29 protein-coding genes and 3 pseudogenes are annotated in these 25269 nt (G+C 73.6%); 22 read left to right on the top strand and 10 right to left on the bottom strand.

Going from position 1 to position 25269, the window contains the following annotated elements:
* The first annotated feature begins 3 nt into the window (after positions 1-3).
* Both AB0H83_RS13010 and AB0H83_RS13015 read left to right on the top strand, forming a co-directional pair.
* Positions 4-771, top strand: a complete 768-nt coding sequence (locus tag AB0H83_RS13010; RefSeq protein WP_360091609.1) for a hypothetical protein — start codon at positions 4-6, stop codon at positions 769-771.
* 142 nt (positions 772-913) lie between these two features.
* Entirely contained in the window at positions 914-1459 is a 546-nt protein-coding gene (locus tag AB0H83_RS13015; protein WP_360091612.1) for a hypothetical protein, read from the top strand.
* Positions 1460-1533: 74 nt separating this feature from the next.
* On the opposite strand, the pseudogene AB0H83_RS13020 reads toward AB0H83_RS13015, so the two are convergent.
* Positions 1534-2100, bottom strand: a pseudogene (locus tag AB0H83_RS13020) (transporter substrate-binding domain-containing protein); the annotation flags it as partial.
* Positions 2101-2809: 709 nt separating this feature from the next.
* Positions 2810-3451 (bottom strand): helix-turn-helix domain-containing protein, encoded by a 642-nt coding sequence (locus tag AB0H83_RS13025; RefSeq protein ID WP_360091615.1) that lies wholly within the window; start codon positions 3449-3451, stop codon positions 2810-2812.
* A 50-nt stretch (positions 3452-3501) separates the two neighbouring features.
* Between AB0H83_RS13025 and AB0H83_RS13030 the strand changes: the two genes are divergently transcribed.
* From AB0H83_RS13030 to AB0H83_RS13090, 13 genes are all read left to right on the top strand, one after another.
* Positions 3502-4503, top strand: coding sequence for an NADP-dependent oxidoreductase (locus AB0H83_RS13030; protein ID WP_360091618.1), 1002 nt, complete (start codon positions 3502-3504; stop codon positions 4501-4503).
* A 63-nt stretch (positions 4504-4566) separates the two neighbouring features.
* Positions 4567-5466, top strand: coding sequence for an SDR family oxidoreductase (locus AB0H83_RS13035; protein ID WP_360091621.1), 900 nt, complete (start codon positions 4567-4569; stop codon positions 5464-5466).
* A 128-nt stretch (positions 5467-5594) separates the two neighbouring features.
* Positions 5595-6140, top strand: a complete 546-nt coding sequence (locus AB0H83_RS13040; protein WP_360091624.1) for a hypothetical protein — start codon at positions 5595-5597, stop codon at positions 6138-6140.
* Entirely contained in the window at positions 6137-7264 is a 1128-nt protein-coding gene (locus AB0H83_RS13045) for an SRPBCC family protein (protein WP_360091627.1), read from the top strand. The genes AB0H83_RS13040 and AB0H83_RS13045 overlap by 4 nt, the downstream gene beginning before the upstream one ends.
* A 6-nt stretch (positions 7265-7270) precedes the next feature.
* The gene (gene gvpJ / locus AB0H83_RS13050; protein ID WP_360091630.1) at positions 7271-7678 is read left to right on the top strand and encodes a gas vesicle protein GvpJ; all 408 of its coding nucleotides are present in this window, start codon (positions 7271-7273) and stop codon (positions 7676-7678) included.
* A 1-nt stretch (position 7679) separates the two neighbouring features.
* Entirely contained in the window at positions 7680-8444 is a 765-nt protein-coding gene (locus tag AB0H83_RS13055) for a GvpL/GvpF family gas vesicle protein (protein WP_360091633.1), read from the top strand.
* A 3-nt stretch (positions 8445-8447) separates the two neighbouring features.
* Positions 8448-8681: a gas vesicle protein GvpG gene (locus tag AB0H83_RS13060; protein WP_360091636.1), complete on the top strand. Its 234-nt coding sequence runs from the start codon at positions 8448-8450 to the stop codon at positions 8679-8681.
* A gap of 20 nt (positions 8682-8701) precedes the next feature.
* Positions 8702-9019: a gas vesicle protein GvpO gene (gene gvpO / locus AB0H83_RS13065; protein ID WP_360091639.1), complete on the top strand. Its 318-nt coding sequence runs from the start codon at positions 8702-8704 to the stop codon at positions 9017-9019.
* A gap of 1 nt (position 9020) precedes the next feature.
* Positions 9021-9581 carry a gas vesicle protein GvpJ gene (gvpJ, locus tag AB0H83_RS13070; RefSeq protein ID WP_360091642.1) on the top strand — a complete coding sequence of 187 codons (561 nt, stop codon included), beginning with the start codon at positions 9021-9023 and terminating at the stop codon, positions 9579-9581.
* Positions 9578-10393, top strand: coding sequence for a GvpL/GvpF family gas vesicle protein (locus AB0H83_RS13075; RefSeq protein ID WP_360091645.1), 816 nt, complete (start codon positions 9578-9580; stop codon positions 10391-10393). Before gvpJ (AB0H83_RS13070) ends, AB0H83_RS13075 begins: the two co-directional genes overlap by 4 nt.
* Positions 10390-10614 carry a gas vesicle protein gene (locus tag AB0H83_RS13080; RefSeq protein ID WP_360091648.1) on the top strand — a complete coding sequence of 75 codons (225 nt, stop codon included), beginning with the start codon at positions 10390-10392 and terminating at the stop codon, positions 10612-10614. Before AB0H83_RS13075 ends, AB0H83_RS13080 begins: the two co-directional genes overlap by 4 nt.
* Positions 10611-11009 carry a gas vesicle protein K gene (locus tag AB0H83_RS13085; protein WP_360091651.1) on the top strand — a complete coding sequence of 133 codons (399 nt, stop codon included), beginning with the start codon at positions 10611-10613 and terminating at the stop codon, positions 11007-11009. The genes AB0H83_RS13080 and AB0H83_RS13085 overlap by 4 nt, the downstream gene beginning before the upstream one ends.
* 254 nt (positions 11010-11263) lie before the next feature.
* Positions 11264-12307, top strand: coding sequence for an SDR family oxidoreductase (locus tag AB0H83_RS13090; protein ID WP_360091654.1), 1044 nt, complete (start codon positions 11264-11266; stop codon positions 12305-12307).
* Between the two features lie 198 nt (positions 12308-12505).
* Here the strand turns inward: AB0H83_RS13090 and AB0H83_RS13095 are convergent, their stop codons facing one another.
* Positions 12506-13159, bottom strand: a complete 654-nt coding sequence (locus AB0H83_RS13095) for a hypothetical protein (RefSeq protein ID WP_360091657.1) — start codon at positions 13157-13159, stop codon at positions 12506-12508.
* Positions 13160-13298: 139 nt separating this feature from the next.
* Here AB0H83_RS13095 and AB0H83_RS13100 point away from each other — a divergent pair, with 139 nt between their 5' ends.
* The 3 genes from AB0H83_RS13100 (at position 13299) to AB0H83_RS13110 (ending at position 16205) form a co-directional block, all read left to right on the top strand.
* Entirely contained in the window at positions 13299-13958 is a 660-nt protein-coding gene (locus AB0H83_RS13100) for a class I SAM-dependent methyltransferase (protein WP_360091660.1), read from the top strand.
* A gap of 167 nt (positions 13959-14125) precedes the next feature.
* A complete protein-coding gene (locus AB0H83_RS13105) occupies positions 14126-15646 on the top strand; it encodes a hypothetical protein (protein WP_360091663.1) in 1521 nt (506 codons plus the stop codon).
* A gap of 166 nt (positions 15647-15812) precedes the next feature.
* Entirely contained in the window at positions 15813-16205 is a 393-nt protein-coding gene (locus tag AB0H83_RS13110; protein ID WP_360091666.1) for a DUF2795 domain-containing protein, read from the top strand.
* 270 nt (positions 16206-16475) lie between these two features.
* On the opposite strand, the gene AB0H83_RS13115 is transcribed toward AB0H83_RS13110, so the two are convergent.
* The 4 genes from AB0H83_RS13115 to AB0H83_RS13130 all read right to left on the bottom strand — a co-directional run bounded on the left by AB0H83_RS13115 (position 16476) and on the right by AB0H83_RS13130 (position 19346).
* On the bottom strand, positions 16476-16805 hold the full coding sequence (locus AB0H83_RS13115) for a hypothetical protein (RefSeq protein ID WP_360091669.1): 330 nt from the start codon (positions 16803-16805) through the stop codon (positions 16476-16478).
* A 56-nt stretch (positions 16806-16861) separates the two neighbouring features.
* Positions 16862-17593, bottom strand: a complete 732-nt coding sequence (locus AB0H83_RS13120; protein WP_360091672.1) for a GAF and ANTAR domain-containing protein — start codon at positions 17591-17593, stop codon at positions 16862-16864.
* A 209-nt stretch (positions 17594-17802) separates the two neighbouring features.
* The gene (locus tag AB0H83_RS13125; protein ID WP_360091675.1) at positions 17803-18240 is read right to left on the bottom strand and encodes an STAS domain-containing protein; all 438 of its coding nucleotides are present in this window, start codon (positions 18238-18240) and stop codon (positions 17803-17805) included.
* A gap of 104 nt (positions 18241-18344) precedes the next feature.
* A complete protein-coding gene (locus tag AB0H83_RS13130; RefSeq protein WP_360091678.1) occupies positions 18345-19346 on the bottom strand; it encodes a LacI family DNA-binding transcriptional regulator in 1002 nt (333 codons plus the stop codon).
* 87 nt (positions 19347-19433) lie between these two features.
* Between AB0H83_RS13130 and AB0H83_RS13135 the strand changes: the two are divergent.
* The 3 genes and pseudogenes from AB0H83_RS13135 to AB0H83_RS13145 form a co-directional block, all read left to right on the top strand.
* Positions 19434-19814: pseudogene (locus tag AB0H83_RS13135) on the top strand (alpha-L-arabinofuranosidase); the annotation flags it as partial.
* 406 nt (positions 19815-20220) lie between these two features.
* Positions 20221-20634, top strand: a pseudogene (locus tag AB0H83_RS13140) (family 43 glycosylhydrolase); the annotation flags it as partial.
* A gap of 91 nt (positions 20635-20725) precedes the next feature.
* Complete coding sequence (locus AB0H83_RS13145) at positions 20726-20890, top strand: hypothetical protein (RefSeq protein WP_360091699.1); 165 nt, start codon at positions 20726-20728, stop codon at positions 20888-20890.
* 4 nt (positions 20891-20894) lie between these two features.
* Here AB0H83_RS13145 and AB0H83_RS13150 read toward each other — a convergent pair whose 3' ends face one another.
* Entirely contained in the window at positions 20895-21071 is a 177-nt protein-coding gene (locus AB0H83_RS13150) for a hypothetical protein (RefSeq protein WP_360091702.1), read from the bottom strand.
* Between the two features lie 119 nt (positions 21072-21190).
* Here AB0H83_RS13150 and AB0H83_RS13155 point away from each other — a divergent pair, with 119 nt between their 5' ends.
* Positions 21191-21508, top strand: a complete 318-nt coding sequence (locus AB0H83_RS13155) for a hypothetical protein (protein ID WP_360091681.1) — start codon at positions 21191-21193, stop codon at positions 21506-21508.
* An 82-nt stretch (positions 21509-21590) separates the two neighbouring features.
* Here the strand turns inward: AB0H83_RS13155 and AB0H83_RS13160 are convergent, their stop codons facing one another.
* Positions 21591-23162 (bottom strand): sigma-70 family RNA polymerase sigma factor, encoded by a 1572-nt coding sequence (locus tag AB0H83_RS13160; RefSeq protein ID WP_360091684.1) that lies wholly within the window; start codon positions 23160-23162, stop codon positions 21591-21593.
* A gap of 238 nt (positions 23163-23400) precedes the next feature.
* Complete coding sequence (locus AB0H83_RS13165; protein WP_360091687.1) at positions 23401-24663, bottom strand: ROK family transcriptional regulator; 1263 nt, start codon at positions 24661-24663, stop codon at positions 23401-23403.
* Positions 24664-25269: the final 606 nt, after the last annotated feature.

Raw genomic sequence — 25269 nt, forward strand, 5'->3', positions numbered from 1 at the left:
GCGATGGCGACCCGGCAGCAGGTGCTCGCGCTGCTCGCGCGCGGCTACGACTACGCGCGGGCCGATGAGCATCGGCTCGTGGATCCTCGCCCCTACGGCCCGCTCGCCGGCGCCGCCGCGGCGACTGCCGTCACCGGCTGGTTCCCGCGGCTCGGCCGGGCCGCCACCGCCGGCGCCGCCCTCACCGGCCCGGCCGTCGCCGCGTACACGGGCGTGCTGCTCGCCGACACAGCCGTGCCGGCGTGGCACGAGGCGCACCGGCAGCTGCCGTTCACGTTCGCCGGCTCGGCCGCGGCCGCCGCCGGCGGGCTCGGCATGATTCTCGCCCCGGTCGGGGAGGCCGGCCCGGCCCGGCGCGCCGCGGTGTTCGGTGCCGTCGCGGAGACCGTGTCGTCCGCCGCCGCCGAACGCGGCATGGGCATCGTGGCGCAGACGTACCGGCAGGGCCGCGCCGGCACCCTGCTGCGCGCGGCGAAGGCGCTCACCGTCGCCGGCGCCCTCGGCGGCGCCGTGTTCGGCGGCCGCAGCCGCACCGCCGCCGCCCTGTCCGGCGCCGCGCTGGTCGCGGGGTCGGTCTGCACCCGGTTCGGCATCTTCGAGGCGGGCCTGGCCTCGGCCCGCGACCCCCGGTACACGGTCGTGCCCAGCGCGAGCGCCTCGCCCGGCGCGGCTGATCCGGTCGGGCCTGGTGGAAGATGCAGGTTGCCGGGTGCACCGCCGGCCGCCGCTCAGTGGCCGTTTTACGCGTGTGGATGCGTCGATCGGCCGTGAACTGCGCCGAGTACAGGACTTGGAGTACTGAGCGCGCGGTCACAGCCTCCCTTATGGCGGTGATTTTGACGATTGTCGGCTTCTCGATCCCTGCGTACGGTCTGTAGAACAGTCCTTACCGAAGGTGATCGGGAGGCGTCAGATGAAGATTGACGTCCGTATGGACCTCGTCGACGAGCAGCTCGAACAGGCCTGGCAGCTGTACGACTCCGCATTCCGCCACCTCAATGCGCTGACCGTCCAGCGCCATCTCATGTACCGCAGCGAGTTCGACGACGTCATGACCGACCGCAGGGTGGAGAAGTGGCTCGCCTACTCCGACGACGGCGTGCTGCTGGGGCTGGCGACCTACACCAACCAGCTCAGCGCGTGGCCGCTCATCTCGCCGGAGTACTTCGCCCGCCGCTGGCCCATGCACTATGCCGACCACCGGATCTGGTACTGCGGCTTCGTCGCCGTCCCCGGTCACGAGCACGGCGTCTTCATCAAGCTGATCGAGGCGATGTACCGGCACGCCGAGGAGCACGAGGGCGTCATCTCGCTGGACATCTGCCGGCACAACATCGAGGCGTACCGGCTCGACCGGGCGATCGCGACCTGGCTGCGCCGCGTCTCCGGCGGCCGGGTCCGCAGCGAGGCCGCCGACACACAGACCTTCATGACCTACGAGACCGCACCCGCCGCCTGACCGTTTCGGATCGGCCAAGGCGGCACGGACGGCGGGCCCCGGGCCCCCGCGGGGACCCGCCGTCCGTCGCGGCGTCACCGGTTGGACTTGGGCAGGCCTGGCGGGTTCACCTCGGAGGTGGGCAGCGCCTCGGTGGCGAGGTTGTACGCGGCCAGCCACTGCTTGTACTGACCGTTCTGGATCAGGTAGTTGATCGCCGCGGCGAGGGCCTTGGCGAAGTCGTTGCCTTTCTTCGTGGTGGCCGCGATCAGGCCCTGCAGGGACTCGCCGGCCCCGGAGTACACGCCGCCGTTGCGGACCGCGTCGGCGGTGCCCTGGGTCTTGCTGATCTGGAACGCGATGCCGGGGTCGGGGCCGAAGTGCGCGTCGAGCTGGCCGGAGACGAGCGCCTTGAACGTGCTGGGCGTGTCGGCGAAGTACTTGATGTCCAGCGCCTTGCCCTCGGCCTTGAGCTTGTCCTGCCAGGCCACCAGGATCTTCTCCTGGTTGGCGCCGACGGCGACCTTCAGCCCGGCGAGGTTGCGGTAGTTCTTGTCGAAGTTCCAGGTGCTGGAGGCCTTCACGGCGAAGCCGAGGTTGTCCTGCCGGTAGGAGGCGAAGTCGTACTTCTCCTTGCGCTGCTCGGTGTCGGTGATGTTGGAGAAACCGACCTCGTTCCCACGGGATGCCGATGCCGAGGCGCGGGTAGAAGTACAAGAAGTTGAACGTGATGATCAGTGGCAGCGGCAGTGGCAGGGCCCGGAAGAACCAGACGTACGCCCATGCCAGCCCGCCGATCAGCGGGTTGGTCGACAGCCGGCCGAGCGCCACGACGATGCCCAGGATCAGCCCGACGACCGCGCTGAGGCCGAGGACCTGCAGGGTCACCACGACGCCGTCGAGGATCGAGGCGCGGGTGAAGTACGGCCAGAACTTGTGCCACTCGTACCGGCTGTTGGTGAAGATGCCCGAGACGAACTGGGCCAGCACCACCAGCACGACCGCGCTGCCGAGCCAGCGCCACGGGCGCAGCCGCGGCGTGACCCGCCGCCGGGCGACCTGCGGGTCGAGCTGCCCGACCCGGTCGGCGGGCTGTCGGACGACGGTTCCAGGGTTACGGCTCGCTGCTCATGCGAGTGGCTCCATGGGGATGTGGCCCGGCGCGGCGGTGTCCGCGGGGCTCAGGTACTGGGGGTGCGGCGCGACCGGTGGCGCATCCGCTCCCACGAACGGTGGAGACGCGGCGGTAATCCTGTTGATCCCTATCGGTGAAGTAGGATTTTACCGCGCACCGGGTCGTCTACAGGTAGGTGTGCACAGTGGACGGCGTAGCGATGACCGGCGATGGTCATTCGTGCGGGTGGGGCGCCGTCACCGCCCGCGGGTGGCCGGCGTGCCGCCGGTGCGGGGCAGCGGCAGGCGCACCGGCGGCGGCAGCGGCGCGCGGACCGGGTCGGCCCGGAACGACTGGAGCATGAGAGCGGCGAGCCGCCGGGACGCCGCCGCTCGCGCGGCCGGCGACTCGGCGCGGATGCCGTCGTTGGCCATCAGCGCCAGGATGACGTCCTCGACCACGAAGTCGGCCCGCAGCGCGCCGGCCCGCTGGGCCCGCTGGACGAGCTGCAGCAGCAGCCGCAGCGTGCGGTCCCGGTCGGCGGTGAGGTAGGCCGCCGCCGAGCGGAACCGGTCGGAGAAGCCCCGATCGACCGCGTGCACCTGCATGAGCTGCTCGATCACCAGGCTGAACCCCTGCCATGGGTCGGCGGCCGCGAGACCCTCCTCGACCACCGCGGAGCACAGCGCCAGCGGCTCGGCGAACGCCTCGGCGAGCAGCGCCTCCTTCGTCGGGAAGCGGCGGTACACGGTCGCGACCCCGACCTCCGCGCGGCGGGCGATCTCGCGCATCGACACGTCGAGCCCGTCGGCGGCGAACGCGGCGCGGGCGACCGCGAGGATGCGGGTCCGGTTGTCACTGGCGTCGGCGCGCAGCGACCGCCTCACTTCGTCCGTCACCGCTCTCACTTTAGCCAGGTGGGCGGGGTGCCCCGGTACCGTCCGCGATCATGAGAGCTGTGCAGTTCACGCGGTTCGGCCCGCCGGACGTCGTCCACGTCGCCGAGGTCGAGGCGCCGCACGCGGGCCCGGGCGAAATCCGGGTCGCGGTGCGTGCGTCGGGGTTGTCTGTCGGGGAGACCACCATCCGCTCCGGGGCGCTGCGCGACGTGGTGCCCACGACGTTTCCGTTCCGGACCGGGTTCGACGCCGCCGGCGTGGTCGACGAGGTCGGTCCCGGCGTCACCGGCGTCGGCGCCGGCGACGAGGTGTTCGGCATGACCGCCACGACGGCGCGCGGCGCCAACGCCGAGCACGCGGTCCTGGTCGCGTGGGCGCCGAAACCGGCCGGGTGGAGCTGGGCGGAGACGGGCGGGGCCGCCGGCAGCGTCGAGACGGCCACCCGGGTCCTGGACCGGCTCGCCGTCGCCGCCGGCCACACGGTACTGATCCAGGGTGCGGCCGGCGGGGTGGGCGGCGTCGCCGTCCAGCTCGCCGTCGCCCGCGGCGCGACCGTCATCGGCACCGCCCGAGCGGACCACCACGAGTTCCTGCGTGCCCTCGGCGCGGTGCCGACCACGTACGGGCCGGGCCTCGTCGAACGGGTCAGCGCCCTCGCGCCGCACGGGGTGGACGCGGTGTTCGACTGTGCCAGAGGGGCGCTGCCGGACCTGATCGCGATCGCCGGCGCCCCGGCGCGCGTGGTGACGATCGCCGACTTCGCCGCCGCCGCGCACGGCGTGCACCTGTCGCACGGCGCCCCGGCGGACGGGAACGGCCGGACCATCGGCGCCGCCGACCCGCTCGCGGTGCACGGCCTCGGCGCCGCGGTCGAGCTCGCCGCGCGGGGGCGGCTGCGGGTGCCGGTCGCGGCGGTGTTCCCGCTGTCGCGGGCCGCGGCCGCGCACGAGCTGGCGCAGCGCCCGCACGCCCCCGGCAGGATCGTGCTCGTCACCGGCGAGGACCCGGTGCCGGACCAGGTGCCGAACCAGGCGCCGGACCCCGCTGGTTAGCCCCGGCGGATCCGGGAAGGCGGTGCGTTCGGCGACCACGCATCGGAGAAAGAGGGCAGTGCGATGGCCGAGGACCAGTACCGCAGGCAACATCCGCAGGACCAGTTCGAGCAGGCCGACGAGCTGCACAGCGACCGCATCCCGCACCCCGGACGGACCGGGGAGATGCGCGACGAGCCGGATCACGGCGAGGACAGCTACCGGGGCACGGGCCGGCTGACCGGTAAGCGGGCGGTCATCACCGGCGGCGACTCCGGCATCGGCCGGGCGGTGGCGATCGCGTTCGCCCGAGAGGGCGCCGACGTGCTGATCGCCTACCTGCCCGACGAGGAGCAGGACGCCCGGGACACCGCCCAGCTGGTCGAGAAGACCGGCCGCAAGGCGGTCACCGTGCCCGGTGACATCCGCGAGGAGCGCCACTGCGAGGCCGTCGTCCAGCGGGCGGTGAGCGAGCGGGGCGGGCTGGACATCCTGGTCAACAACGCCGCGTACCAGATGGCGCAGCCGGGCGGCATCACCGACATCACGACCGAGCAGTTCGACCGGGTGATGAAGACCAACCTGTACGCGATGTTCTGGCTCACCAAGGCGGCCGTGCCGCACCTGGCGCCGGGCTCGACGGTCATCAACACGGCGTCCATCCAGGCGTACCAGTCCTCGCCGGAGCTGCTGGACTACGCCACGACGAAGGCCGGGATCGTCGCGTTCACCAAGGCGCTCGGCGCGGGCCTCGCCGCCAAGGGCATCCGCGTCAACGCCGTCGCGCCGGGGCCGATCTGGACGCCGCTCATCCCGGCCACCATGCCCGAGGAGAAAGTGGAGTCCTTCGGCGAGCAGACCCCGATGCAACGCCCCGGGCAGCCGGCCGAGCTGGCGCCCGCGTACGTGTTCTTCGCCTCCCAGGAGTCCAGCTACGTCACCGGCGAGGTCCTCGGTGTCACCGGCGGTCAGCCGCTGTCCTGACCCTGGAGGTCCCCGTCGGGGCGGCGGGCGATTCCGGGCGAGTCGGTGCGGGGCAGGTTTGGTGCCCGACACCCGGGTAGGGCGCCCGAGGGCGCCACTACCCGCGACAGCGCCCGGAGGGCTGCATTATGAAACGAGGACTGCAGATCACGCTGGCCGTCATGGCCGGCTACGTACTGGGCCGGCAGCGCAGGCTGCGTGCGGCGATGCTGCTCGGCGCCGCGGCGGCGGCCGGGCGCTTCAGCGGCGATCCGACCGACCTGTTGGCCCGTGGACGCAAGCTTGTCGGTGGCTCACCGGCACTCGGCGAGCTGACCGGACTTGCCCGCCCGCTCGTCGATGCCGGCCGGTCGGCCGCCCGTACGGCCGTGTTGCATCGCATCGACTCCGTCAGCGACCGGCTGCGCGACCGCAGCGACGCGCTGCGCTCGGCGGCCAAGCGCGGCCGCCGCGACGAGGATGAGGGCCGCGAGGAGGACTACGAGGCCGAGTACGAGGAAGAGGAGCCCGAGGAGGAGGAAGAAGAAGAGGCGCCACCGAAGCCCGCGGCCCGCCGCCGTTCCCGTGCCCGGCAGGCGCATGAGGAGGACACCGAGGACGAGGACACCGACGAGGAGCCCGAACCCGAGCCTGAGCCGCCGGTCCGCCGCCGGCGCACCGCGGGGCGACGATGACTGGCCACGCGGCCGACGGCGGAATCGGCGCCCGGGTGTCCCGCCTGCTGGTGGACGAGATGCAGAACTTCGCCGGTGCGCTCGGCAAGCATGCCATGGCGGCCCTGCACGACCGGGTCGGCGACGTGACCGGGAGGCTTAACGAGTACGCCCAGAAGAGCGGCAACCCGGCGCTCGTGGCCGCGACGAAGGGTGCCGAGCAGCTCGCCGAGGGAGGCTCGCCGATGAAGGCGGCGGCGAAGGGCGGCCTGGCCGGTGGCTGGGAGAAGGTCAAGCGGGCGTTCGGCGGCGGGCGCAGCGCCACCCGCAAGCTCAAGGTCACCAACATCGTCGAGTGGGCCGACGTCGGCGTGCCGATCCGGGTCGCCTACAACCAGTGGACGTCGTTCGAAGAGTTCCCGAAGTTCATGAAGAAGGTCGAGAAGGTCGAACACCCCGAGGACATGAAACTGCAGTGGCGGGCGCAGATCTTCCTGTCGCACCGCGACTGGGAGTCCAACATCGTGCTGCAGCAGCCCGACGAGCGCATCGTCTGGCAGTCCAAGGGGGCCAAGGGCTACGTCAACGGCGCCGTGTCGTTCCACGCCCTGACGCCGACCCTCACCCGGATCGTGCTCATCCTTGAGTACTACCCGAAGGGGCTGTTCGAGCGCACCGGCAACCTGTGGCGGGCGCAGGGGCGGCGGGCCCGGCTGGAGTTCAAGCACTTCGTGCGGCACACGATGACGCAGACGATCCTGAACCCCGACGAGGTCGAGGGCTGGCGCGGCGTCATCCGCGACGGCGAGGTCGTCATGGACCACGACACCGCCGTGCAGCAGGAGCGCGAACGCGAGCAGCAGGAGCAGCAGCAGGACGAGTCCGCCGAGTCCGCGGAGTCCGCGGAGGAGGAGCCGGAGGAGCCGGAGGAGCACGAGGAGCCGGAGGAGCCGGAGGAGCCGGAGGAGCCGGAAGCGACCGCGGAGGACGAAGGCGAGGACGAAGGCGAGGACGAGGACGAGGAGCCGCGGGCGCGGCGCCAGCCGCGTGCCGCGCCCCGGCGGGCCCGGCCCGACACCGAGTCCCGCGACCGCCGCGGACCCGAGCGCGGCGACCGCCGCAAGCGCAGCACCGCGAGGGGGTGAACGAGCATGTCGGTCGTGCAAGCTGGGGCCGGCGGCGGCGGGCAGTCATCGTCGCTCGCCGACGTCATCGAGATCATCCTCGACAAGGGCCTGGTCATCGACGCGCACGTGAGCGTCGGGGTGGTCGGCATCGAGATCCTCACCATCGACGCGCGCGTCGTCGTGGCCAGCGTCGACACGTACCTGCGGTTCGCGGAGGCGGCCAACCGCCTGGACCTGAGCCAGCAGGAGGGCAAGGGCCTGCCCGAGGTGGTCGGCGGCGCCAAGGGCGCGGTGGCCGGGCACGCCGGGAAGCGCGCGATCGAAGGCGCCGGCGAGAAGATCCTGTCCAAGGCCGGCGACGTGCTGGAGCAGATCGGCGGCCCGTCCGACGACGAGGACCGCGACCGGCCGCGGCGACGCAGAGGAGACTGACGTGGCCACCGACACCACCGCACCGCGGGTCGGCATGATGCTCTACGGCGTGGTGCCGGCGGACGTCGAGCCGACCGGCAGCGCCCGGGGTGTGGGCGACCCGCCCGGCGACATCACCACGGTGACCCAGGACGACCTGACCGCGCTGGTGAGTGAGATCCCGCTCGACCGGCCGCTCGGCCGGCCCGACGACCTGACGGCGTACCAGCGGCTGCTGGACGGCACCGCGGAGGTGGCACCGGTGCTGCCGGTCCGCTTCGGCACGGTGCTGCGCGACCTCGACGCCGTCCGGCAGCTGCTGGCCGACCAGCACGACCAGATCGCCCCGCTGCTCAAGCGGTTCGAAGGCCGCGTCGAGTACGTGGTGCGCGGCCGGTACGCGCAGGACGCCGTGCTCGGCGAGATCCTCGAGGCCGACCCGTACGCGCGGCGCCTGCGCGAGGACATCCAGGAGCGGCCCGACGAGGAGACCACGCAGCAGCGCATGGCCCTCGGCGAGCGCATCAACGGCGCGATCGAGGCGTTGCGGCAGGCCGACACCCGCACCGCGGCCGACCGGCTCGGTCGTGTCGTGGAGGACCTCGTCGTCGCCGATCCGACCCACGAGCTGGACGCCGTGCACCTGCCGGTGCTGGTCGAGCAGGGCCGGCGCGCAGAGTTCGACGCGGCGCTCGCCGAGCTCGCCGACGCGTGGGACGGGCGGGTCGAGCTGCGCCGGCTCGGCCCCGCGGCACCGTACGACTTCGTCAACCGGCTCACGGGGTGAACCATGGGCCTGCTCGTCACGATTCTCACGCTGCCGCTCGCGCCGGTGCGCGCCGTCACCGCGGTCGCCGAGGTGCTGCTGCAGCAGGCCGAGCAGGAGCTGTACAGCCCGCAGGGCGTGCGCAGGCAGCTGGAGTCGCTGGACGAGGCGGTGGCCCGCGGAGAGCTGACCGAGGACGAACGGCGCGCCGCCGAGCAGGACATCCTCGACCGGGTCGCCACCCGGTCGACCGGCTGAACAACCGGAAGGCAGGACGCATGACTCCCTCCAGTACCGAACCGCGACAACGGCGGGAGAAGGCTCCCCCCGAGCCGCTCGCCGCCGCCTCGATCGCCCGCCTGGCGATCGACGAGGTCGGCGAGCTGACCGGCAAGGAAGCCCTGGGCGTGGTGTCCGTCGAGCCGGCCGAGGACGGCTGGCTGGTCGGCGTCGAGGTCGTCGAGGAGCGCCGCGTCCCCTCGTCGGCCGACATGCTCGGGCTGTACCTCGCCGAGCTGGACGACGACGGTGAGCTGCTCGCCTGTCACCGCGACCGCCGGTACCTGCGCGGCAGCACCGACCCGAAGGTGAGCTGACATGGCGGCCTCCTCACCGGGGCTGGGCCCCGCGCCGGCGCTCGGCTCCGGGCACCAGCCGACGAACCTCGCCGACATCCTCGAGCGGGTCCTGGACCGCGGCCTGGTCATCGCCGGCGACATCCAGGTGAACCTGCTCGACATCGAGCTGCTCACGCTGAAGCTGCGGCTGGTCATCGCGTCCGTGGACACGGCTCGGCAGCTCGGCATCGACTGGTGGGAGACCGACCCGTGGCTGTCCTCCTCCGGCCGCCGGGCGGTCGGGCCCGGTGACCCGGGGCGCGGCTCGCTCGGGCCCGGCGCCGGGCCGCGCGGTGAAGTCGGGCGGGGCGACACGCCGCGCGGCGAGCTCGGGCGGGGCGATGCGCCGCGCGGCGAGCTCGAGCGTGGCGATGCGCCGCGCGGTGAGGCCGGGCGTGGCGATGCGCCGCGCGGTGAGGCCGGGCGTGGCGATGCGCCGCGCGGTGAGGCCGGGCGTGGCGACGGGCCGCGCGGTGAGGCCGGCACCGACGCCGGGTCGCGTCCCCGATCCCGGCGCCGCGACTCCTGGGACGAGCGGTGAGCGACGACGCGTGGCGGCTGTGGCTGCACGGTGTCGCCCGTGACCAGGTGCCCGTCGCGGTCGCCGGGATCGGTGACGCGCCGGTCCGCGCGGTCCGCGCCGCCGGGCTGTGCGCGTACGTCAGCCCCGCACCCACCGGCGTGTCCGGCGCCGGCGAGCTGCGGGCACACCTGGAGGACCCGGCGTGGGTGGCGCGGACCGCGTTCGAGCACCACCGTGTCGTGGCGGAGCTCGCCGCGGCCGGCCCGGTCGTGCCCGCGGGCCTGGCCACCGTGTACCGCGACGACACCCGCCTGGCCGCCACCCTCGAGCGGTACGCCACCGGCCTCACCGGCGCCCTCGACCGCGTGGCCGGGCGGACCGAGTGGGGCGTCAAGGGGTACGTCCGCCGCGGCCCGGCGCCGGAACCCGCCACCACGGCGGGCGGGTCGGGCACCGCGTACCTCGAACGCCGCCGCGCCGAACTGACCGCCCGCGAACACCGCCACGACGACGCGGTGCGCGACGCGGACGCGGTGCACGCCGCGCTGGCCCGCCGGGCCGACGCCGCACACCTGCACGCGCCCCAGGACCGGCGGCTGACCGGCGAGCCGGAGGTGATGGTGCTCAACGGCGCGTACCTGGTGCAGGACGCGCAGGCCGAGGCGTTCGCGGCCGCCGTGCGCACCCTCGGCGCCACATACCCTGGGATCACGCTGCGGCTGACGGGGCCGTGGCCACCGTACTCGTTCGTCCCATCGATCGGCACGCCCGAGCCGGACCCGGCCCACCCGGCCGGCGGTGGCCTCGCGCACGCCGGGGGAGCCCCGTGAGCGAGCCGGCGTACTCGCGCGAGATCGCCCTCGTCGACCTGCTCGACCGGGTGCTGTCCACCGGCGTGGTCGTCGCCGGCGACGTCACGATCGCCATCGCCGACGTCGATCTGGTACGGGTGTCGCTGCGCGCCCTGGTCTCCTCGGTGTCGTCGGTCTCGTCGGTCTCGCCGATCTCGCCGGATCCGGTGCTTCCCGCCGGCCCGGACGGTACGCCGTGAACGAACCCGCCCCGGACGCGCGATCCGACCGGGACGAGCGGCTGGATGGGGACGAGCGGCTGGATGGGGACGCGCGGCTGGACCGGGACGCGCGGCTGGACGGGGACGCGCGGCTGGACCGGGACGCGCGGCTGGACCTTGACCGGGACTCTGTGGAACGCGGCTTCGCCTCGCTCGTGCTCACCGTCGTGGAGCTGCTGCGCCAGCTCGTCGAGCGGCAGGCGCTGCGCCGCGTCGAGGTGGGCGACCTCACCGCGGAGCAGATCGAGCGGATCGGCCTCACGCTCATGGCGCTCGAGGACCGCATGGCCGAGCTGCGCGAACACTTCGGCCTGCGCCCCGAGGACCTCAACATCGACCTCGGCCCACTCGGCCCGCTGCTGCCCCGCGACTGAGCTGCTGGGCGCGTCCGGCGCCGGGCCGGTGGCGCTGCTTGTGCCCCGCCTCCGCGGCCGGCCGGTGTGGCGCTGCCCGCCTCCGTCCCCCGTCCGGTGTGGCTGCTGCCCGCCTCCGCGGCTGGCCGGTGCGCTTCATCGCCGGGTCGCTGGGTAGCGGGACCGCAAGGAGGGTCGTGGCCGCAACGACCACGTCCGAAGCGCAGGCGGGCACCGGACGGGGGCGGGCCGCGCCCTTGCCGAAGGAGGCCGCCATGCCCAGACCGGTTGCGGAGCAGGTTGTCGTCATCGTCGGTGCATCCACCGGCATCGGCCGGGCCACCGCCCTGGAGTTCGCGGCGAAAGGCGCCCGGGTGGTGTGCGCCGCGCGCGGCACCCTCGCGCTGGAGACGCTCGCTCAGCAGATCCACCGCGACGGCGGCGACGCCCTGCCGGTGCCGACGGACGTCGCCGACGCGGCCGCGGTACGCTCGCTCGCCGACTTCGCCGAGCAGCATTACGGTCGCATCGACACCTGGGTGAACGCCGCCGCGGTCGGCGTGTGGGGGCGCGTCGAGGACATCACCGCCGAGGAGTTCGACCGGGTCATGCGGGTCAACTTCCTCGGCCACGTCCACGGCGTGCACGCCGCGCTGCCCGCGCTGCGCCGCTCCGCCGGCACCGTCATCGGCATCTCCTCCGCCGAGGGTGTCCGGGCCGTACCGCTCCAGGGCCCCTACACCGCCAGCAAGTTCGCGCTGCGGGGGTTCTACGACTGCCTGCGCATGGAGCTCGCGCAGGACGGGTCGCCGGTCACGGTGACCACGATCCTGCCGGCGTCGACCGACACGCCGTTCTTCGAGCACGCTCGCAGCAAGCTCGGCGCGATGGTCAAGCCGCCCCCGCCGGTGTACGCGCCCTCGGTGGTGGCCACCAACATCGTGTACGCGGCGACCCACCCACGGCGCGAGATCCCGGTCGGCGGGTCCGCCGTCGTATTCCTCCTCGGCCAGCGGCTGTCACCGGCCCTGTCCGACGCCCTGCTGTCGGTGCGCCGCGTCGGGGTCGGCAGCCAACGTTCCGACCGGCCCGACAACGGCCTGGACAACCTCGACCGCCCGATGGACGGCACCGGCCGGGTCCGCGGCCGGCATCCTGGCTGGGTGCTGCGGCACTCCGCGTTCACCCGCCTCATCGGCCGGCGCCGCCGCCCGGGTGAGCTGCTCACCGCGGCGGTACGCGAGCTGCGGCAGCGACGCCGGTCCGGGCGGAGGCGGCCGGCGGTCCAGCGGGCGCCGCAACCCGCCGCCGTACGGTGACGGACGCCGTGGCCGGCCGGGCACGAGGTCCGGCCGGGCGGTGACGTCCGGCCGGGCGGTGACGGACGCCGTGGCCGGCCGCGCACGAGGTCCGGCCGGGCGGTGTGCGGGTCCCACGGTCGGCAGCGTGCGGTCCTCCGGCCGGCGGTGTGCGGTCCCCCGGCCGACGGCATGCGTCGCCGGCCGGGACCGCCGGGTTCAGCGCATCCACCTGCCGGGCATCATGCCGCCGCGCATCATGCCGCTGCCGGTCCAACCGGCGCCCGTCATGCGGTCGGGCAGGAACCGGCGCAGCACGCCCTTCGCGGTCGCGGCGGGCCGGTACGACTGCACCAGGTACGAGCCGCACACGATGTTCGCGCCGGCCAGGATCGGCACCGCCACCTGGGCGATGCGCTGCCGGCGCTGCCACTTGGCGATCTGCGGCGGCGTCGTCGGCCCAGGCACGGTCGCGTCCCGCACGTCGATGTCGTTGCCGCGGTCGTACGCCTGCTCGGCGAGCTGACCGATCCGCGAACCGCAGTACGCCGAGTACGCCGTAGCGGCCGCCCCGAGCACCGTGATGCCGGCCTTGAGCGCCCCGACCGAGCCGAAGCCGCGCTGCATCGCCAGCCGCCCGGCGCCGACCCTGGTCAGCTGCATCCCGGCCAGCATGGTGGCACCGATCCCGGCCCACTGCATGGGGCTGAACCTGCTCCACGCCGACTCCGCCACCCGGATCCGGTCGATACCCTGCTCCAGGTCGCTGCCGGATTTGTTCACCCCCGTCACGCCCATGACGGTCCCACCGAACCACAACGCCGAACCGACGTCATGCACCGCCTGGGCGACGGCATGGTTGTCCGATTCCATCGTCTGCAGCATTGCCTAACCCCCGTTGACTCGCTTGTACGGTTACCGTTCGCACCGCTCCCTACCCGGCGTACGGACTCCGACACAGCACATCCGCCGCTCTGTTGCGAACCGCCCCCGGTCGGGAAAAAATTCGCGGATGGGTGACGACGGCCAGCTGGCGGCACTGCTGGATGAGCAGGCCGCGTTCTACCGGGCGGTCGCGCCCGAATACGACGACCACGCGCTGCCGTTCGCCGGTGGCGGCGAGCCGGCCCAGGCGCTGGACGCGTTCCGCCCGGCCGGCAGCGTGCTCGAACTCGCCTGCGGCCCGGGCACCTGGACGCCGCAGCTGCTCCGGCACGCCACCGACGTCACGGCCGTGGACGCCTCCGCCGAGATGCTCGGCATCGCGTCGTCCCGCGTCGGCGCCGCACCCGTGCGGTTCCTGCAGGGTGACCTGTTCACCTGGCACCCGGACCGCCGCTACGACGTCGTCTTCTTCGGCTTCTGGCTGTCCCACGTCCCGGCCGAACGCTCCACCTCCTTCTGGTCCCTGGTCGACGACTGCCTGCAGCCGGACGGTCGGGTGTTCTTCGTCGACGACTGGCACCGCACCGAGGAGGAGCTCATCGAGGGTGAGGACTCCCCGGTCGTCCAACGTCGCCTCACTGACGGCACGGCCTACCGGATCGTCAAGATCCCGCACCAGCCGGCGGACCTCGAGCGGCAGCTGGCGCGCATCGGTTGGAGCATCAACGTTCATTCCATCTCCGGTCCGTACTACTGGGGCAGCGGCACCCGCACCCAGCCGGCGTAGGTTGCTGGAGCCGGGAGGCAGCACGCTCCTGCCTCGGCGACCGCCCGCCGGATCGCTCCCCGCCGGCCCGGGGCCCCGCACAACGTCATGCTCGCAAACCTCAGGTGACAGCACGGTGTCAACCGCTGTCACCGTGCTGTCACCGGCCGCCGCGTACAACCATGGGCATGAGTGACGCCACCTTCCGCCGACTGCTTCGCGCCGAGTGGACCAAGTTCACGACGGCGCCCGGCTGGCTCACCGGCACCGCCGCCGCGGCGCTGATGATCGTGCTGTTCGCCGTCCTCACCGCCGCCAGCGCCGACGGCGACCCCACGCCCGTGCCGGTCGGGCCGCACGGCGGGCCGGTCAGCGACAGCTTCTACTTCATGCACCGGCCGCTGCAGGGCGACGGCGCCATCACCGTCGCCGTGACCTCCCTGACCACCGTGGTCGGCGGCGACCCCGGCGCGCGCGAGGCGACCGTGCCGTGGGCGAAGGCCGGGCTGATCATCAAGGCCGGCGCCGCACCCGGCACGAGCTACGCGGCGGTCATGGTCACCGGCGGGCACGGGGCGCGGATGCAGCACGACTTCGTCCACGACCGAGCGGGAGAGCCCGGCCAGGTGTCGCCGGTCGCCCCACGCTGGCTGCGGCTCACCCGCACCGGCGACACGGTCACCGGCGAGACCTCCGTCGACGGGGCCCGCTGGAGCCGCGTGACCACCGTCCGGCTGGCCGGGCTGCCCGGCACCGTGCAGGCCGGACTGTTCGTCGCATGCCCGAGCGACGTCGATGGGCGTGGCACCCGTACCGCCGCAGCCACCGCCGTCTTCGGACACCCCGATCTGCAAGGGCAATGGGCACAGGGCGGGTGGGAGGGCGAGCAGGTCGGCGCGGGCACGGCCACGTTCGGTGGCTATCCGCCGTTGCCGGGCGAGGGCGCGGTGGACGTGCACGGGCCGCAGATGTCCGGCGGGTCCGTCCCGACCGGCGACGGCTTCACCGTGACCGGAGCCGGTGACATCGCGCCGGCCGCACGGTTCGAGGTGCCCCGTGGCGGCACCGTCGGCGACCTGCTGTTCGGCACGTTCATCGCGCTGATCGCGGTGAGCGTGGTGGGCACGCTGTTCATCACCGCCGAATACCGGCACGCGCTGATCCGCACCACCCTGAGCGCCGGCCCTCACCGCATCCGGGTCCTGGCCGCCAAGACCGTCGTGCTCGGCGGCGTCACGTACCTCACGACCCTGCCGGCCACGGCGCTTGCGGTGCCGCTCGGCGTTCGGATCGCCCGGGCCCAGGGCCTCTACCTGTTCCCCGTCTCCACCGGCACCGCCGTGCGCATCGCGCTGGGCACGGCCGCGCTGCTGGCCCTCACCGCCGTGTTCGCCCTGGGCGTCGGCACGCTGCTGCGGCGCAGCGCCGCCGCGGTGACGACCGTCGTCGTGGCGGTCATCCTGCCGCACGTGCTGGTGCTGACCCCGATCCTGCCCGCGTCCGCCCAGCGTTGGCTGACCCTCGTCACCCCCGACGCGGCGTTCGCCGTCCAGCGCACCATCATCCGTTACGCCCACGTCGACAGCATCTACACCCCGAGCAGCGGCTATTACCCGCTCGGGCCGTGGACCGGTCTGGCCGTCCTCGCCGGGTACGCCGCAGTCGCGCTGGCCCTCGCCGCGTTCGCCTTACGCCGCAGGGACGTATGAGCAGCACGCAGTCCGAGCGAAGGTGCCAGGTCGGCCCGCGACCTCGGACAGGTCGTTGCCGTGGTCGCGAGTGTGCGTGCGGGCCCGCAGCCGGGCGTCCTGCAACTTCGTCGACAGGAGGGGGTAAACCGTTTGGCCTCGTGCGGGCCGGGAAGACAGGTGATGCATGGAACGTAGCAGCAAGCACGGCCCGCGCGTGGACGACGAGATGAGCCGGTCCGCGCACGCCGTCGTTCAGGGTGGCACCGAGCCGCGTGCCGAGGAACGCATGATGGCCGAGCCGTTCGGCGAGGACCAGCCGGAGCCGTCGCAGATCCCGCAGGGTGACCGCCGCACCGGTGCGCCGCCGGGGTTCAGCAGCGCCGAGATGGAGGAGTTCAGCCGGTTCGGGCGCTACATCGGGCTGTCCGCGCTGCCCGGCGACCGCAGTACCCTGCGGCACAGCGCGGAGACCATGCAGGCCCCAGACGACGTGCTCGGCGAGCTCGACCGGCTGCCGGAGGGCGAGACGTACGCGACCGTGGCCGAGGTTTGGGCGGCGCTCGGGCACCGGTACTGACGCCGTTTCGTCGGAAGCGGCGGCGCTATCCCGACGTGGGCAATGCTCGCGCCGGTAGCCGGGCTCGCCCTGGTCGCGCCGACGTGGTCGGGCGGGCGTCCGTGTTGCGCGGTGTCCGGGTTGCGCGGCGACGCCACGCCGGCTGGCTTGGACGGCTGTGACGAGACGGCGCTGGTCTCTGGCGTTCAGGGTGTCGGCCAGCCCTGCGTGTCGGCGTCCCCGGTGCGGTGGTTGAGCCTGTCGGCGGCCCACAGTGTTGGCGCGGTCGGGTTAGGCGGTGCCGGTATCCGCCGCGTCCGGGTGGCCGGGCATCCCCGACCCGCCGCCGCTGCCGCCGGAGGCACCACCCGCGGTGCCGGAAGCATCGTCGGTGGTGCCGGACGCGTCGCCCGCAGCGCCCGTGTTGCTGGACGTGTCGCCCGTGGTGCTGGACGTGTCGCCCGTGGTGCTGGAGGCGTCGTCGGAGGTGGCCTGGCCCGGTGGGCGGTGGTTAGCGTCATCCTCCGTCGGCGTGCGTGGCGTGCTCGATGCGTCCTCGGTCGAACCGCGGCCGGTTTGGGTGTCGACCATCAGGTCGAGGTCGTGGTCCATCGACGTCATCGGGCACCCCCGGGGGCGACGGGCACCGGGCGCTGGTGTCCTGTGCGGGCCGCCTCCTACCCGCGGGCTCTGCGGCGGAAACGCGACGGTCGCCGGGGGCGGGAGGCGAGCTCGCCGGTGCGCACGAGGTGGTCGGCGATCTCGGCGAGCTTCGTGTTGGTGTGCTGGCTGGCGCGCACCAGCAGCTGGAACGCCGCTTCGCTGTTGATGCGGTACCGCTCGACCAGGATCCCCTTCGCCTGCCCGATGATGTCGTGGGTGGACAGTGCGGCGGACAGCTGTTCGCGGCGTAGCAGCCCGCCGAGCGCGCCTGCGGCGTGTGCGGCGAAGAGCAGGCCGATGTGTTCGTCCAGCTCGTCGAAGCGGCCGGGGGCCTCGGCGTACAGGTTGAGCCCGCCGTGCTGGGTGTCGGTGGCCACGAGCCGGAACGACAGCACGCTGCCCAGGCCCGCCTGCCGCGCCCGGGCGGTGAAGCCGGGCCACCGGGTCTCCGCCGCGACGTCGGGCATGCGCACCAGCGGCTCGTCGAACAGCACGGACAGGCACGGCCCCTCGTTGAGGTCGTACTGGATCTGGTCGACGGCCCGGACGAAGTCGTCGCTCGCGACCGGTGTGCAGACGGCCTGCCGCGCGGTCCGCAGGGTCACGCCGGCGTGCTCGGCGTTGGGGACGGTCTGCACGGCGGCGTCGACGATGCCCTGCAAAACCTCCTGGACGCCGGCGCCGCCCAGCAGTTCCTCGGTCAGGCGGCCCATGCGGGACGCGAGTTCGGCGCTGCGGTCGTTCATCGGCAACTCCCGCGTGACGGGGGTCCGGCAGTTCCCGCGTGACCGGGGGTCCGGGGGTCCGGCAGTGACGGTCGGATGAGGGCGACCCGCCCCGCGCGGCGCTGGACACGCGGCCCCGCGCGGCGCCGGACAAACGGCCCCGCCGGAGGCGGTCATGGGATCCTGCCCCGTGCCGCGCAGAACATGCGCCCCCGCCCGTGGCGTTGGGCTCAGCCGGCGACCCGTTCGCCTGCCGAAGGTTCCTCGTGAGTGACGCCGAGGACGTCGAGCAGCCCGCAGATGCGCAGCAGCCGGTACACGGCGGGGGAGGCCCGCACGACCAGCAGGTCGCAGCCGGTGCGCTGGGCCATGACGACCCCGGTCAGCAGGGTCCGCACGCCGGCGGACTCCATGAACGTCACGTCGGACAGGTCCAGCTCGATGCGGTGCGGATCGTGCTCGCGTAGCACCGCGGCGAGCGCCGCGTGCAGGCTGCCGGCGGTCAGCGAGTCGATCTCACCGGCGACCGCGAGCCGGGCTACGCCGTCGTGTGATGCAGAGCGGGCAACGCCGTCGTGCGGGGCGGGTCCGTCTGGCAGGACCCGGACCTCGAGCAGGGCGACGTGGTCACCGGACCGCAGGGACTGCGGGAAACGGTCAAGCGCCATGGGGCGGCTCCATCGTGCAGTGCCGATCTCGTCCTCTCGCTGCCGAAAGCCAGGACCGGCTACTGCAAGTATGCACGCTGCGGCGGAGGCCGCCACCCGTGCCGTCAGGCGCTCTCGCCCCTGCGCAGCTGGTAGTCGACCAGCCGCTCCTGGGGCGGCGCGCCGTCGGGGCCGCTCAGGCGCGCGGCGAGCAGATCGACCGCGATCTGTGCGAGGCGCTCCTTGTCGGGGGCGATGGTGGTGAGCGTCGGCACGGAGAAGCGGCCGTCCTCGATGCCGTCGAAGCCGGCCACGGCGACGTCGTCGGGGACGCGCAGGCCGGCCTCGTGCAGGGCACGCAGCGCGCCGAGGGCAAGGGTGTCGTTGAAGCAGAACACGGCGTCGGGGCGCGCGCCGGCGGCGAGCAGCGCGCGCATGCCGGCCGCGCCCTCGGTGCGGTGCCAGGCGGAGGCGGGCACGAGGAGGCGCTCGTCGACGGGGATGCCGGCGGCGGTCAGCGCGGCGGTGTAGCCGGCCAGGCGCAGCCGGGCGGTGACGCCCTCCTCGGTGTGCTGCACGCCGATCGCGGCGATGCGGCGCCGGCCGAGCGCGATGAGGTGGGCGGTCATGTCGCGGGCGGCGGCGACGTTGTCGATCGCGACGTGGTCGGCGGGCCCGTGGTGGACCCGCTCGCCCAGCAGCACCATCGGGGCCCGCTGGGAGCCGGTGGCCAGGTCGGCGGCGGTCAGGGCGAGCGGGCTGAAGATGACGCCGTCGATGAGGTGGTCGCGGATGCCGAGGGCGACCATGCGCTCCTGCTCGGGGGAGCCGTTGGTCTGGTCGATGAGCACGGTCCACTCGTGCTTGGCGGCGGCGTCCACGACGTGCCGGGCGAGCTCGGCGAAGTAGGGCAGACCGAGCTTGGGCACGGCGAGGGCGATGATGCCGGTCCGGCCGCGGCGCAGGTTGCGCGCGGAGAGGTTGGGCCGGTATTTGAGGGCGGCGATGGCCTCCTCGACCTTGGCGCGCGTGTCCGGCCGGACGTGCGGGTATCCGTTGACCACGTTGGACACCGTCTTCACCGACACGCCGGCGCGCTCGGCGACGTCCTTCAGTCTGTGGCGCACGCGAGGACTCTACAGGGTGTCCGGCTCTTTACAACGTTGTATCCAACGTTGTAGAACGTCGGCACGTTCGAACGAAAGGCGACAGACTTGGACACGGCGAAGGTGACGATCGACCCGGCGTTCCGCATCGGCCCCGCCGACCGGAGACTGTTCGGCTCCTTCGTCGAGCACATGGGCCGCTGTGTCTACGGCGGCGTCTTCGAGCCGGGGCACCCCACCGCCGACGCCCACGGGCTCCGCGGCGACGTCCTGGAGCTGACCCGGGAGCTGGGCGTGTCCGTGGTGCGCTACCCCGGCGGCAACTTCGTCTCCGGATACCGCTGGGAGGACGGCATCGGCCCGGCCGGCGACCGCCCCCGCCGTCTCGACCTGGCCCGGAAGAGCATCGAGACCAACGCGTTCGGCCTGGACGAGTTCATGGTGTGGGCCAAGGCGGCCGGCGTCGAGCCGATGATGGCGGTCAACCTCGCCGTGCACGACGAGGAGACCGGCGCGCTGGCCGTCTTCGCGGTCAACCGCGGCGACACCGATCTCCTGCTGCGGCTGGACCTGCGCGCCATGCCCGGCCTCGTCCCCGCCGAGCACCTGAGCATCGAGGCCGGCGATGCCACGAACACCGCCGATGCACCTGACCGCGTCATCCCGCGTCTGCACGAGGTGCCCGCCGCCGACGGCGTGCGCCTCCAGGCCGCCTCCTGGAACCTCATCCGCTTCACACACCGTTGCATGTGAGTGCTCAAGAGCGTCCGGTGCTCACCTCGCCGGACCTGGTCAGCTGGACGCCGGCCGGTGACGCGCTGCCGGCCCTGCCCAGCTGGGCGGACCCGGCAAGACGTGGGCGCCGGAGGCGATCGCCCTGGGCCCGCGGCACTACATGCTCTACCCGACCGTCGCCGACCGGGCCACCGGCCGGCAGTGCATCGGCCGGGCGAGCGCCACCGACCCCGGCGGCCCGTACACCGACACCGCCGCCGGGCCACTGGTGTGCCAGGCCGACCTCGGCGGCTCCATCGACGCCAGCCCGTTCCGCGACTCCGACGGCAGCCTGTACCTGCTGTGGAAGAACGACGGCAACGCCATCGGCCAGGACACGTGGCTGTGGTCGCAGCGGCTGTCGCCGGACGGCCTGACCCTGCTGGACGAGCCGGTCCGGCTGCTCAAGCAGACCGAGCCGTGGGAAGGCAGCGTGGTGGAGGGGCCGTTCCTGTGGCGTCACGACGGGCAGCTGTACCTGTTTTACGCCGCGAACGCCTACGACAAGGCCGACTACGCCGAAGGCTATGCGCTGTGCGACACGCCCCTCGGCCCCTGCCGCAAGCCGGCCGGCAACCCGGTCCTGCGCTCCGGCAACGGCGCGTCCGGCCCCCGGCCACGCGTCCATGGTGGAGCACCGCGGCCGCACCTGGCTGCTGTACCACGCGTGGCCCGAGGGTGCGGAGGGCTCGGTGACCCCGGGCCGGCAGCTCTGGCTCGACGAGGTCACCTGGGCGGACGGCCGGCCCGTCGTGCACGGCCCGACATCCGCGCCGCAGCGCCGCCCCTGAAGCGTCAGGCGTCGCGGCGCAGCACCGCCAGCCGGGCCGCGACCGCCGCGGCGGCGCCGGGCTCGGTCAGGTCCTGCACGATCACGTCGACCCGGGCGCCGTGCCGGGTGCGCAGCTCGGTGGCGAGCCGCTCGAGGCGGTCCGCGGACCGGGCGACGAGGACGAGGTCGTGCCCGCGCACGCGAGCTGGATGGCGAATTCGGCGCCCAGCCCGGTCGAGGCGCCGGTGACGAGTGCGGTCTGCCGTTCCATGGCTGCTCCATCCATACGTCCCACCCGGAGACCGCGCCGCCGCTGGTCGTGCTGCACCAGATCACCGCGACCGTGCTGCGCATGAAGATCAGCTGGCGGTTCGGGCTGGAGCAGGCCGACACGCCCGGCTCACCCGCCGCGGCGGCCCAGCGCGACCTGGCCTGCCGGTGCGTGCAGCTGCTGGCCCGCGCCCGGGACCACGGCCTGCTGGCCCCGGACGCGGACCTCGAATGGACCCGCCGGGTGTACTACGCGCTCATCGGCGAGGCGCTGCACGGCGCCGACGCAGAGCCGGACGCCGACCCCGCCGTCGTGGCCGCCCGCATCGTCGACACGCTGCTGCACGGAGCCGGCCCGCGCCGGTAGGCCCTCAGGACGGCAGCCGCACCGGCACGGTGATCGAGGCGGGCGACGGGGTGGCCGCGCACCGGCGGGAGGCGCCGGGCGGTCAGCCGGCCAGGGCCGGCCGGGCGCGGAACGAGGTGCCGGCGGCGAACGCGGGGCTGTTGTCGGTCTGGTCGACCCACAGCTGGCCGTTGCCGCGGGGGTGCAGGAACCAGCCCGGGTAGTTCGACGCCTCCAGGCGGATGGTGTCGGCGGCGGTACCGGGCTTGACACAGAACGTGGCATCGCCGCGGAACAGGGCGGTGCCCTGGTCGGCGTCGAGCCGGAAGCGCCACGAGGCGTGCCGCAGGAACTGGCCGTTCTGGGCGCGGAAGGTGTAGCAGGCGCCGTCCGCCAGGCCGGTGACGACCGCGAACGTGGCCTGCCGGCGGGCGGCCTCGGCGCTGGCCGGGCCGAGGGGCGCGAGCACGCCGAGCCCGTCGGCGGTGGTGACGTAGCCGCCGGGCTGCGCGGCGGACTCCAGCGACACCGAGCGGCCGGGGGCGAAGGCGACGGTGGCCGGGGTGCTCGGGGCGGCGCTGGTGGTCGCCGCCGCGGGTGTGGTGACGGTGACCGCCGGCGCGGAGGCCCGCTGCGCCGGTGACGGCGCCGACGGCGTCGGTGCCGCCGCGATCCCGGTCCTGGGCTCGGGCGGGGACGAGGGCAGGGTGGTGACGGTGACCGCGGCGCCGGCGACGAGGGTACCGGCGGCGATCGTCGCGGCGACCGGGTGGGCGGCGAGCGCCTGGACGAGCTGGCCGATGAGGCCCACGTTGCCGCTGGCGGCGAGCCCGCCGGTGACGCCGCCGGCGACCCCTGACGCGCCGCCGGTGGCGCCGATCGTGCCGGCGAGCGCGGCCGCGGCCGGGGCGGTCTTGCCCAGCAGCGCGGCGGCCAGCCCGATCGGCACGGGCAGCAGGGCGAAGCCGACGAGGAGCCGTTCCGCGGCGATGAGACCGTGCGCGGCCTGCCCGCAGACCGGGCAGTCGCGGGTGTGCCGGGTCAGGCGCTTGCGCCACAGCGGGCTCGGTACGCCGTCCCAGTCGGCGACCATGCCGTCCAGCACCGGGCAGCGCGGCCGGGCCTGCAGCGCGGCGACGAGCGCGCGGCCGGCGTCGAGCTGCTGGCGCATGCGCTGCAGCCGGACGCCGGCGTGCGCGACGCTGACCTGCAGGGCCTCGGCGAGCTCGGCGCGGGTGAGCTCGCCGGCGACCTCCAGCCACCACAGCGACAGCAGCGCCCGGTCGTCGGGGTCCAGCCAGCGGCTGGCGTGGGTGACCTGGTGCCGCTGCGCGGACAGCTCCAGGCGCAGCATCGTCAGGTCCTCGAACTCGGCGTCGGCGTCGGGGACCTCGGCGGCCTCGTCGAGCGTCGTGGCCCGCTGGGCGGCGGCGGCCCGGCGGTGCAGGTGCGTGCTCACCTGGTGCACGGCGATCGCGGCCAGCCACGGGCGGAAGCTCTCGGGGTGCTGCAGCGCCGGCAGCTGCCGGACCGCGCGCAGCAGGGTGTCCTGCACGACGTCGTCGGCATCCGGGTCGCCGCTGAGCGCCCGGCGCACGATGGTGTAGACCAGCGGCACGCTGCTGGACACCAGCTCGTCCAGGGCCCGCCGGTCGCCCGTCTGGGCGGCGGTCACGAGGCCTGTGTCGATCGTGCCGGTACCTCGCATCGTCACATCACCGTCGCTGAGCCGAGGTCGGTCGTGCGGCCCCGGGCGGACCGTGCGGACCGGGTGGACCTGCGTGGTGGTCCCGGGTCCGCGCTGGTGAGGTCGCGTGGTCGTTGACTGTGGCCGATGACCGGCCGTCGCGTCAAGACGACACGGACCATGTGCCCACGACCGCCACGGGGACCTCTGGCATCTCGACGGGGCGCTACCGGACCGGAACGGCCGGTACGGGTGGCGGCACGGGGACGGTCGTCGGGTGCTCGATGACGCGGTCGAGCACCGCGCCGGCCCCGCCGCGGGCGGCGGCGGTGAAGCCGAGCCGGGACGCGACGAAATGGCAACGGGCCGCGGGGTTCGCCACGGCGCGGCAGGCCAGGGCGGCCTGCGCGGCGGGGATGATGTGCTCGGCGAGCGCGGCGAGGTAGCCGCCGAGGACGATGGCCCGCGGGTTGAAGAGGTTGACCAGGATCGCGCTGCCGAGCCCGAGCCAGGTGCCGACGTCGGTGACGGCGTGGCGCGCCGTGCGGTCGCCGGCGGCGAGGCGGCGGGCCACCTCGGCGACGCGGTCCTGCGGGTCGGGCAGCGGCCCCCGTTCCAGGCCGTACGCGGCGTCGGGGGTGACCCGGCGGACCAGCGCGGCGAGCCCGACCTTGGTTTCCCAGCAGCCGGTCCGGCCGCAGCCGCAGACGTCGCCGCCGGGCTCCACGGTCATGTGCCCGATCTCGCCGCAGAAGCCGTCGGCGCCGCGCAGCAGGCGGCCGCCGAGGATCACGCCGGCCCCGACGCCGACCTCACCGGTGAGGTAGATGAGGTCGTCGGTGCCGGCGGCGACGCCGGAGCCGTGCTCGGCCAGGGCGGCGAGGTTGGCGTCGTTGTCGACGCCGATCCACAGCCGCGGCGGGAGGCTGTGGCTGAGCCGGTCGACGATGGGCACCTCGTGCCAGCCGAGGTTCGGTGCCAGCACCACCACGCCGCGGGTGACGTCGATGAGCCCGGGCACGGCGGCGGTGACCCCGATCGGCGTGACGCCGCGGTCGGCCAGGTGGGCGAGCGCCCGCCGGGCCGCCTCGGCGATGTCGTCCAGGCACCGCTCGACGTCGCGGCCGGCGCAGGCGAAGCCGGTGCGCTGCTCGTAGACGGTGCGGCCGGCGAGGTCGCTGCCGTGCACGGCGAGGTAATCGACGTTGATCTCGATGCCGATCGCGCCGATGTGCGGGCTCAACGCGATGCCCCGGCCGGGCCGCCCGGCGGCGCCGGAGTGGTCCATGCCGAGCTCGCGGACCAGCCGGCGGGTGAGCAGCTCCTCGACCAGGCTGGACACGGTCGTCTTGTGCAGGCCGGTGGCGGCGGCGATCGCGGCGCGGGACCGTGGCCCGTTGGTGCGGATGTGCCGCAGCGTGCGGGTCAGGTTGGCATGGCGCACGGCGAGCTGGTCGGGCAACCCGTCCGCGCTGACGTCGACTGTCACGGCATCACAATCTGCGTGACGCGGCAGACTGCGTCAAGTATTCGCGGGCTTACCGTTGGCGACGCCCAGCGCGACTATCGGACGCCGCGAGGCGTAACGGAAACCGCGCCGCGAACGCATTGCCGGAAAAGTGTTATGCGGTACGTGAAACAGAAGTCGCGTTCGACGGGCGACGAAATTTTCGGCCGGGAAGTGCCCGGGTGCGGTACCCGGGAAAACGCTTTGACCTGGGAGGACGTCGGCATGGGGCGGACTTGAAACGTCACATGTGCCGGGATGGACCGGCCGCCGCATGTTGCCGCACTTGAATGTTTGGAAACAGTCTGGCAATCTCGCGAATCGAGATGTGAGCGTTCCCGCCGGCGCTCTCCATTCCTCCTCTCTGCCTATCGAAAACCCGAAGAGCCATCGTCGGCGCTCACTGTTAGCGCTAACACGGACCGCCAGTCGACCGAAGGAGCCCGCCTCCAATGAACCTCCAGCGAAGCAGACGACGCTTCGGCCTCGCCGTCGCCGCGGTGGTGACCGCGCTGGTCGGCACGGGCGTCGCCGTGCTGAACATGACGGCCGCGTCCGCCGCGACGGTCGACACCAGCGCGTCGTACG

The organism is Dactylosporangium sp. NPDC050688 (assembly GCF_040654515.1).
GTDB lineage: Bacteria > Actinomycetota > Actinomycetes > Mycobacteriales > Micromonosporaceae > Dactylosporangium.

Bases quoted from the DNA above. Each gene is read 5' to 3' on its own strand.
- AB0H83_RS13095 (WP_360091657.1), bottom strand. From the start codon at position 13,159: ATGGAATCGGACAACCATGCCGTCGCCCAGGCGGTGCATGACGTCGGT.
- gvpJ (WP_360091642.1), top strand. From the start codon at position 9,021: ATGGCGGCCTCCTCACCGGGGCTGGGCCCCGCGCCGGCGCTCGGCTCC.
- AB0H83_RS13015 (WP_360091612.1), top strand. From the start codon at position 914: ATGAAGATTGACGTCCGTATGGACCTCGTCGACGAGCAGCTCGAACAG.
- AB0H83_RS13120 (WP_360091672.1), bottom strand. From the start codon at position 17,593: ATGAACGACCGCAGCGCCGAACTCGCGTCCCGCATGGGCCGCCTGACC.
- AB0H83_RS13145 (WP_360091699.1), top strand. From the start codon at position 20,726: ATGGTGGAGCACCGCGGCCGCACCTGGCTGCTGTACCACGCGTGGCCC.
- AB0H83_RS13110 (WP_360091666.1), top strand. From the start codon at position 15,813: ATGGAACGTAGCAGCAAGCACGGCCCGCGCGTGGACGACGAGATGAGC.
- gvpO (WP_360091639.1), top strand. From the start codon at position 8,702: ATGACTCCCTCCAGTACCGAACCGCGACAACGGCGGGAGAAGGCTCCC.
- AB0H83_RS13035 (WP_360091621.1), top strand. From the start codon at position 4,567: ATGGCCGAGGACCAGTACCGCAGGCAACATCCGCAGGACCAGTTCGAG.
- AB0H83_RS13125 (WP_360091675.1), bottom strand. From the start codon at position 18,240: ATGGCGCTTGACCGTTTCCCGCAGTCCCTGCGGTCCGGTGACCACGTC.
- AB0H83_RS13010 (WP_360091609.1), top strand. From the start codon at position 4: ATGGCGACCCGGCAGCAGGTGCTCGCGCTGCTCGCGCGCGGCTACGAC.
- AB0H83_RS13115 (WP_360091669.1), bottom strand. From the start codon at position 16,805: ATGACGTCGATGGACCACGACCTCGACCTGATGGTCGACACCCAAACC.
- AB0H83_RS13045 (WP_360091627.1), top strand. From the start codon at position 6,137: ATGACTGGCCACGCGGCCGACGGCGGAATCGGCGCCCGGGTGTCCCGC.
- AB0H83_RS13060 (WP_360091636.1), top strand. From the start codon at position 8,448: ATGGGCCTGCTCGTCACGATTCTCACGCTGCCGCTCGCGCCGGTGCGC.
- AB0H83_RS13040 (WP_360091624.1), top strand. From the start codon at position 5,595: ATGAAACGAGGACTGCAGATCACGCTGGCCGTCATGGCCGGCTACGTA.
- AB0H83_RS13030 (WP_360091618.1), top strand. From the start codon at position 3,502: ATGAGAGCTGTGCAGTTCACGCGGTTCGGCCCGCCGGACGTCGTCCAC.
- AB0H83_RS13100 (WP_360091660.1), top strand. From the start codon at position 13,299: ATGGGTGACGACGGCCAGCTGGCGGCACTGCTGGATGAGCAGGCCGCG.
- AB0H83_RS13105 (WP_360091663.1), top strand. From the start codon at position 14,126: ATGAGTGACGCCACCTTCCGCCGACTGCTTCGCGCCGAGTGGACCAAG.
- AB0H83_RS13090 (WP_360091654.1), top strand. From the start codon at position 11,264: ATGCCCAGACCGGTTGCGGAGCAGGTTGTCGTCATCGTCGGTGCATCC.
- gvpJ (WP_360091630.1), top strand. From the start codon at position 7,271: ATGTCGGTCGTGCAAGCTGGGGCCGGCGGCGGCGGGCAGTCATCGTCG.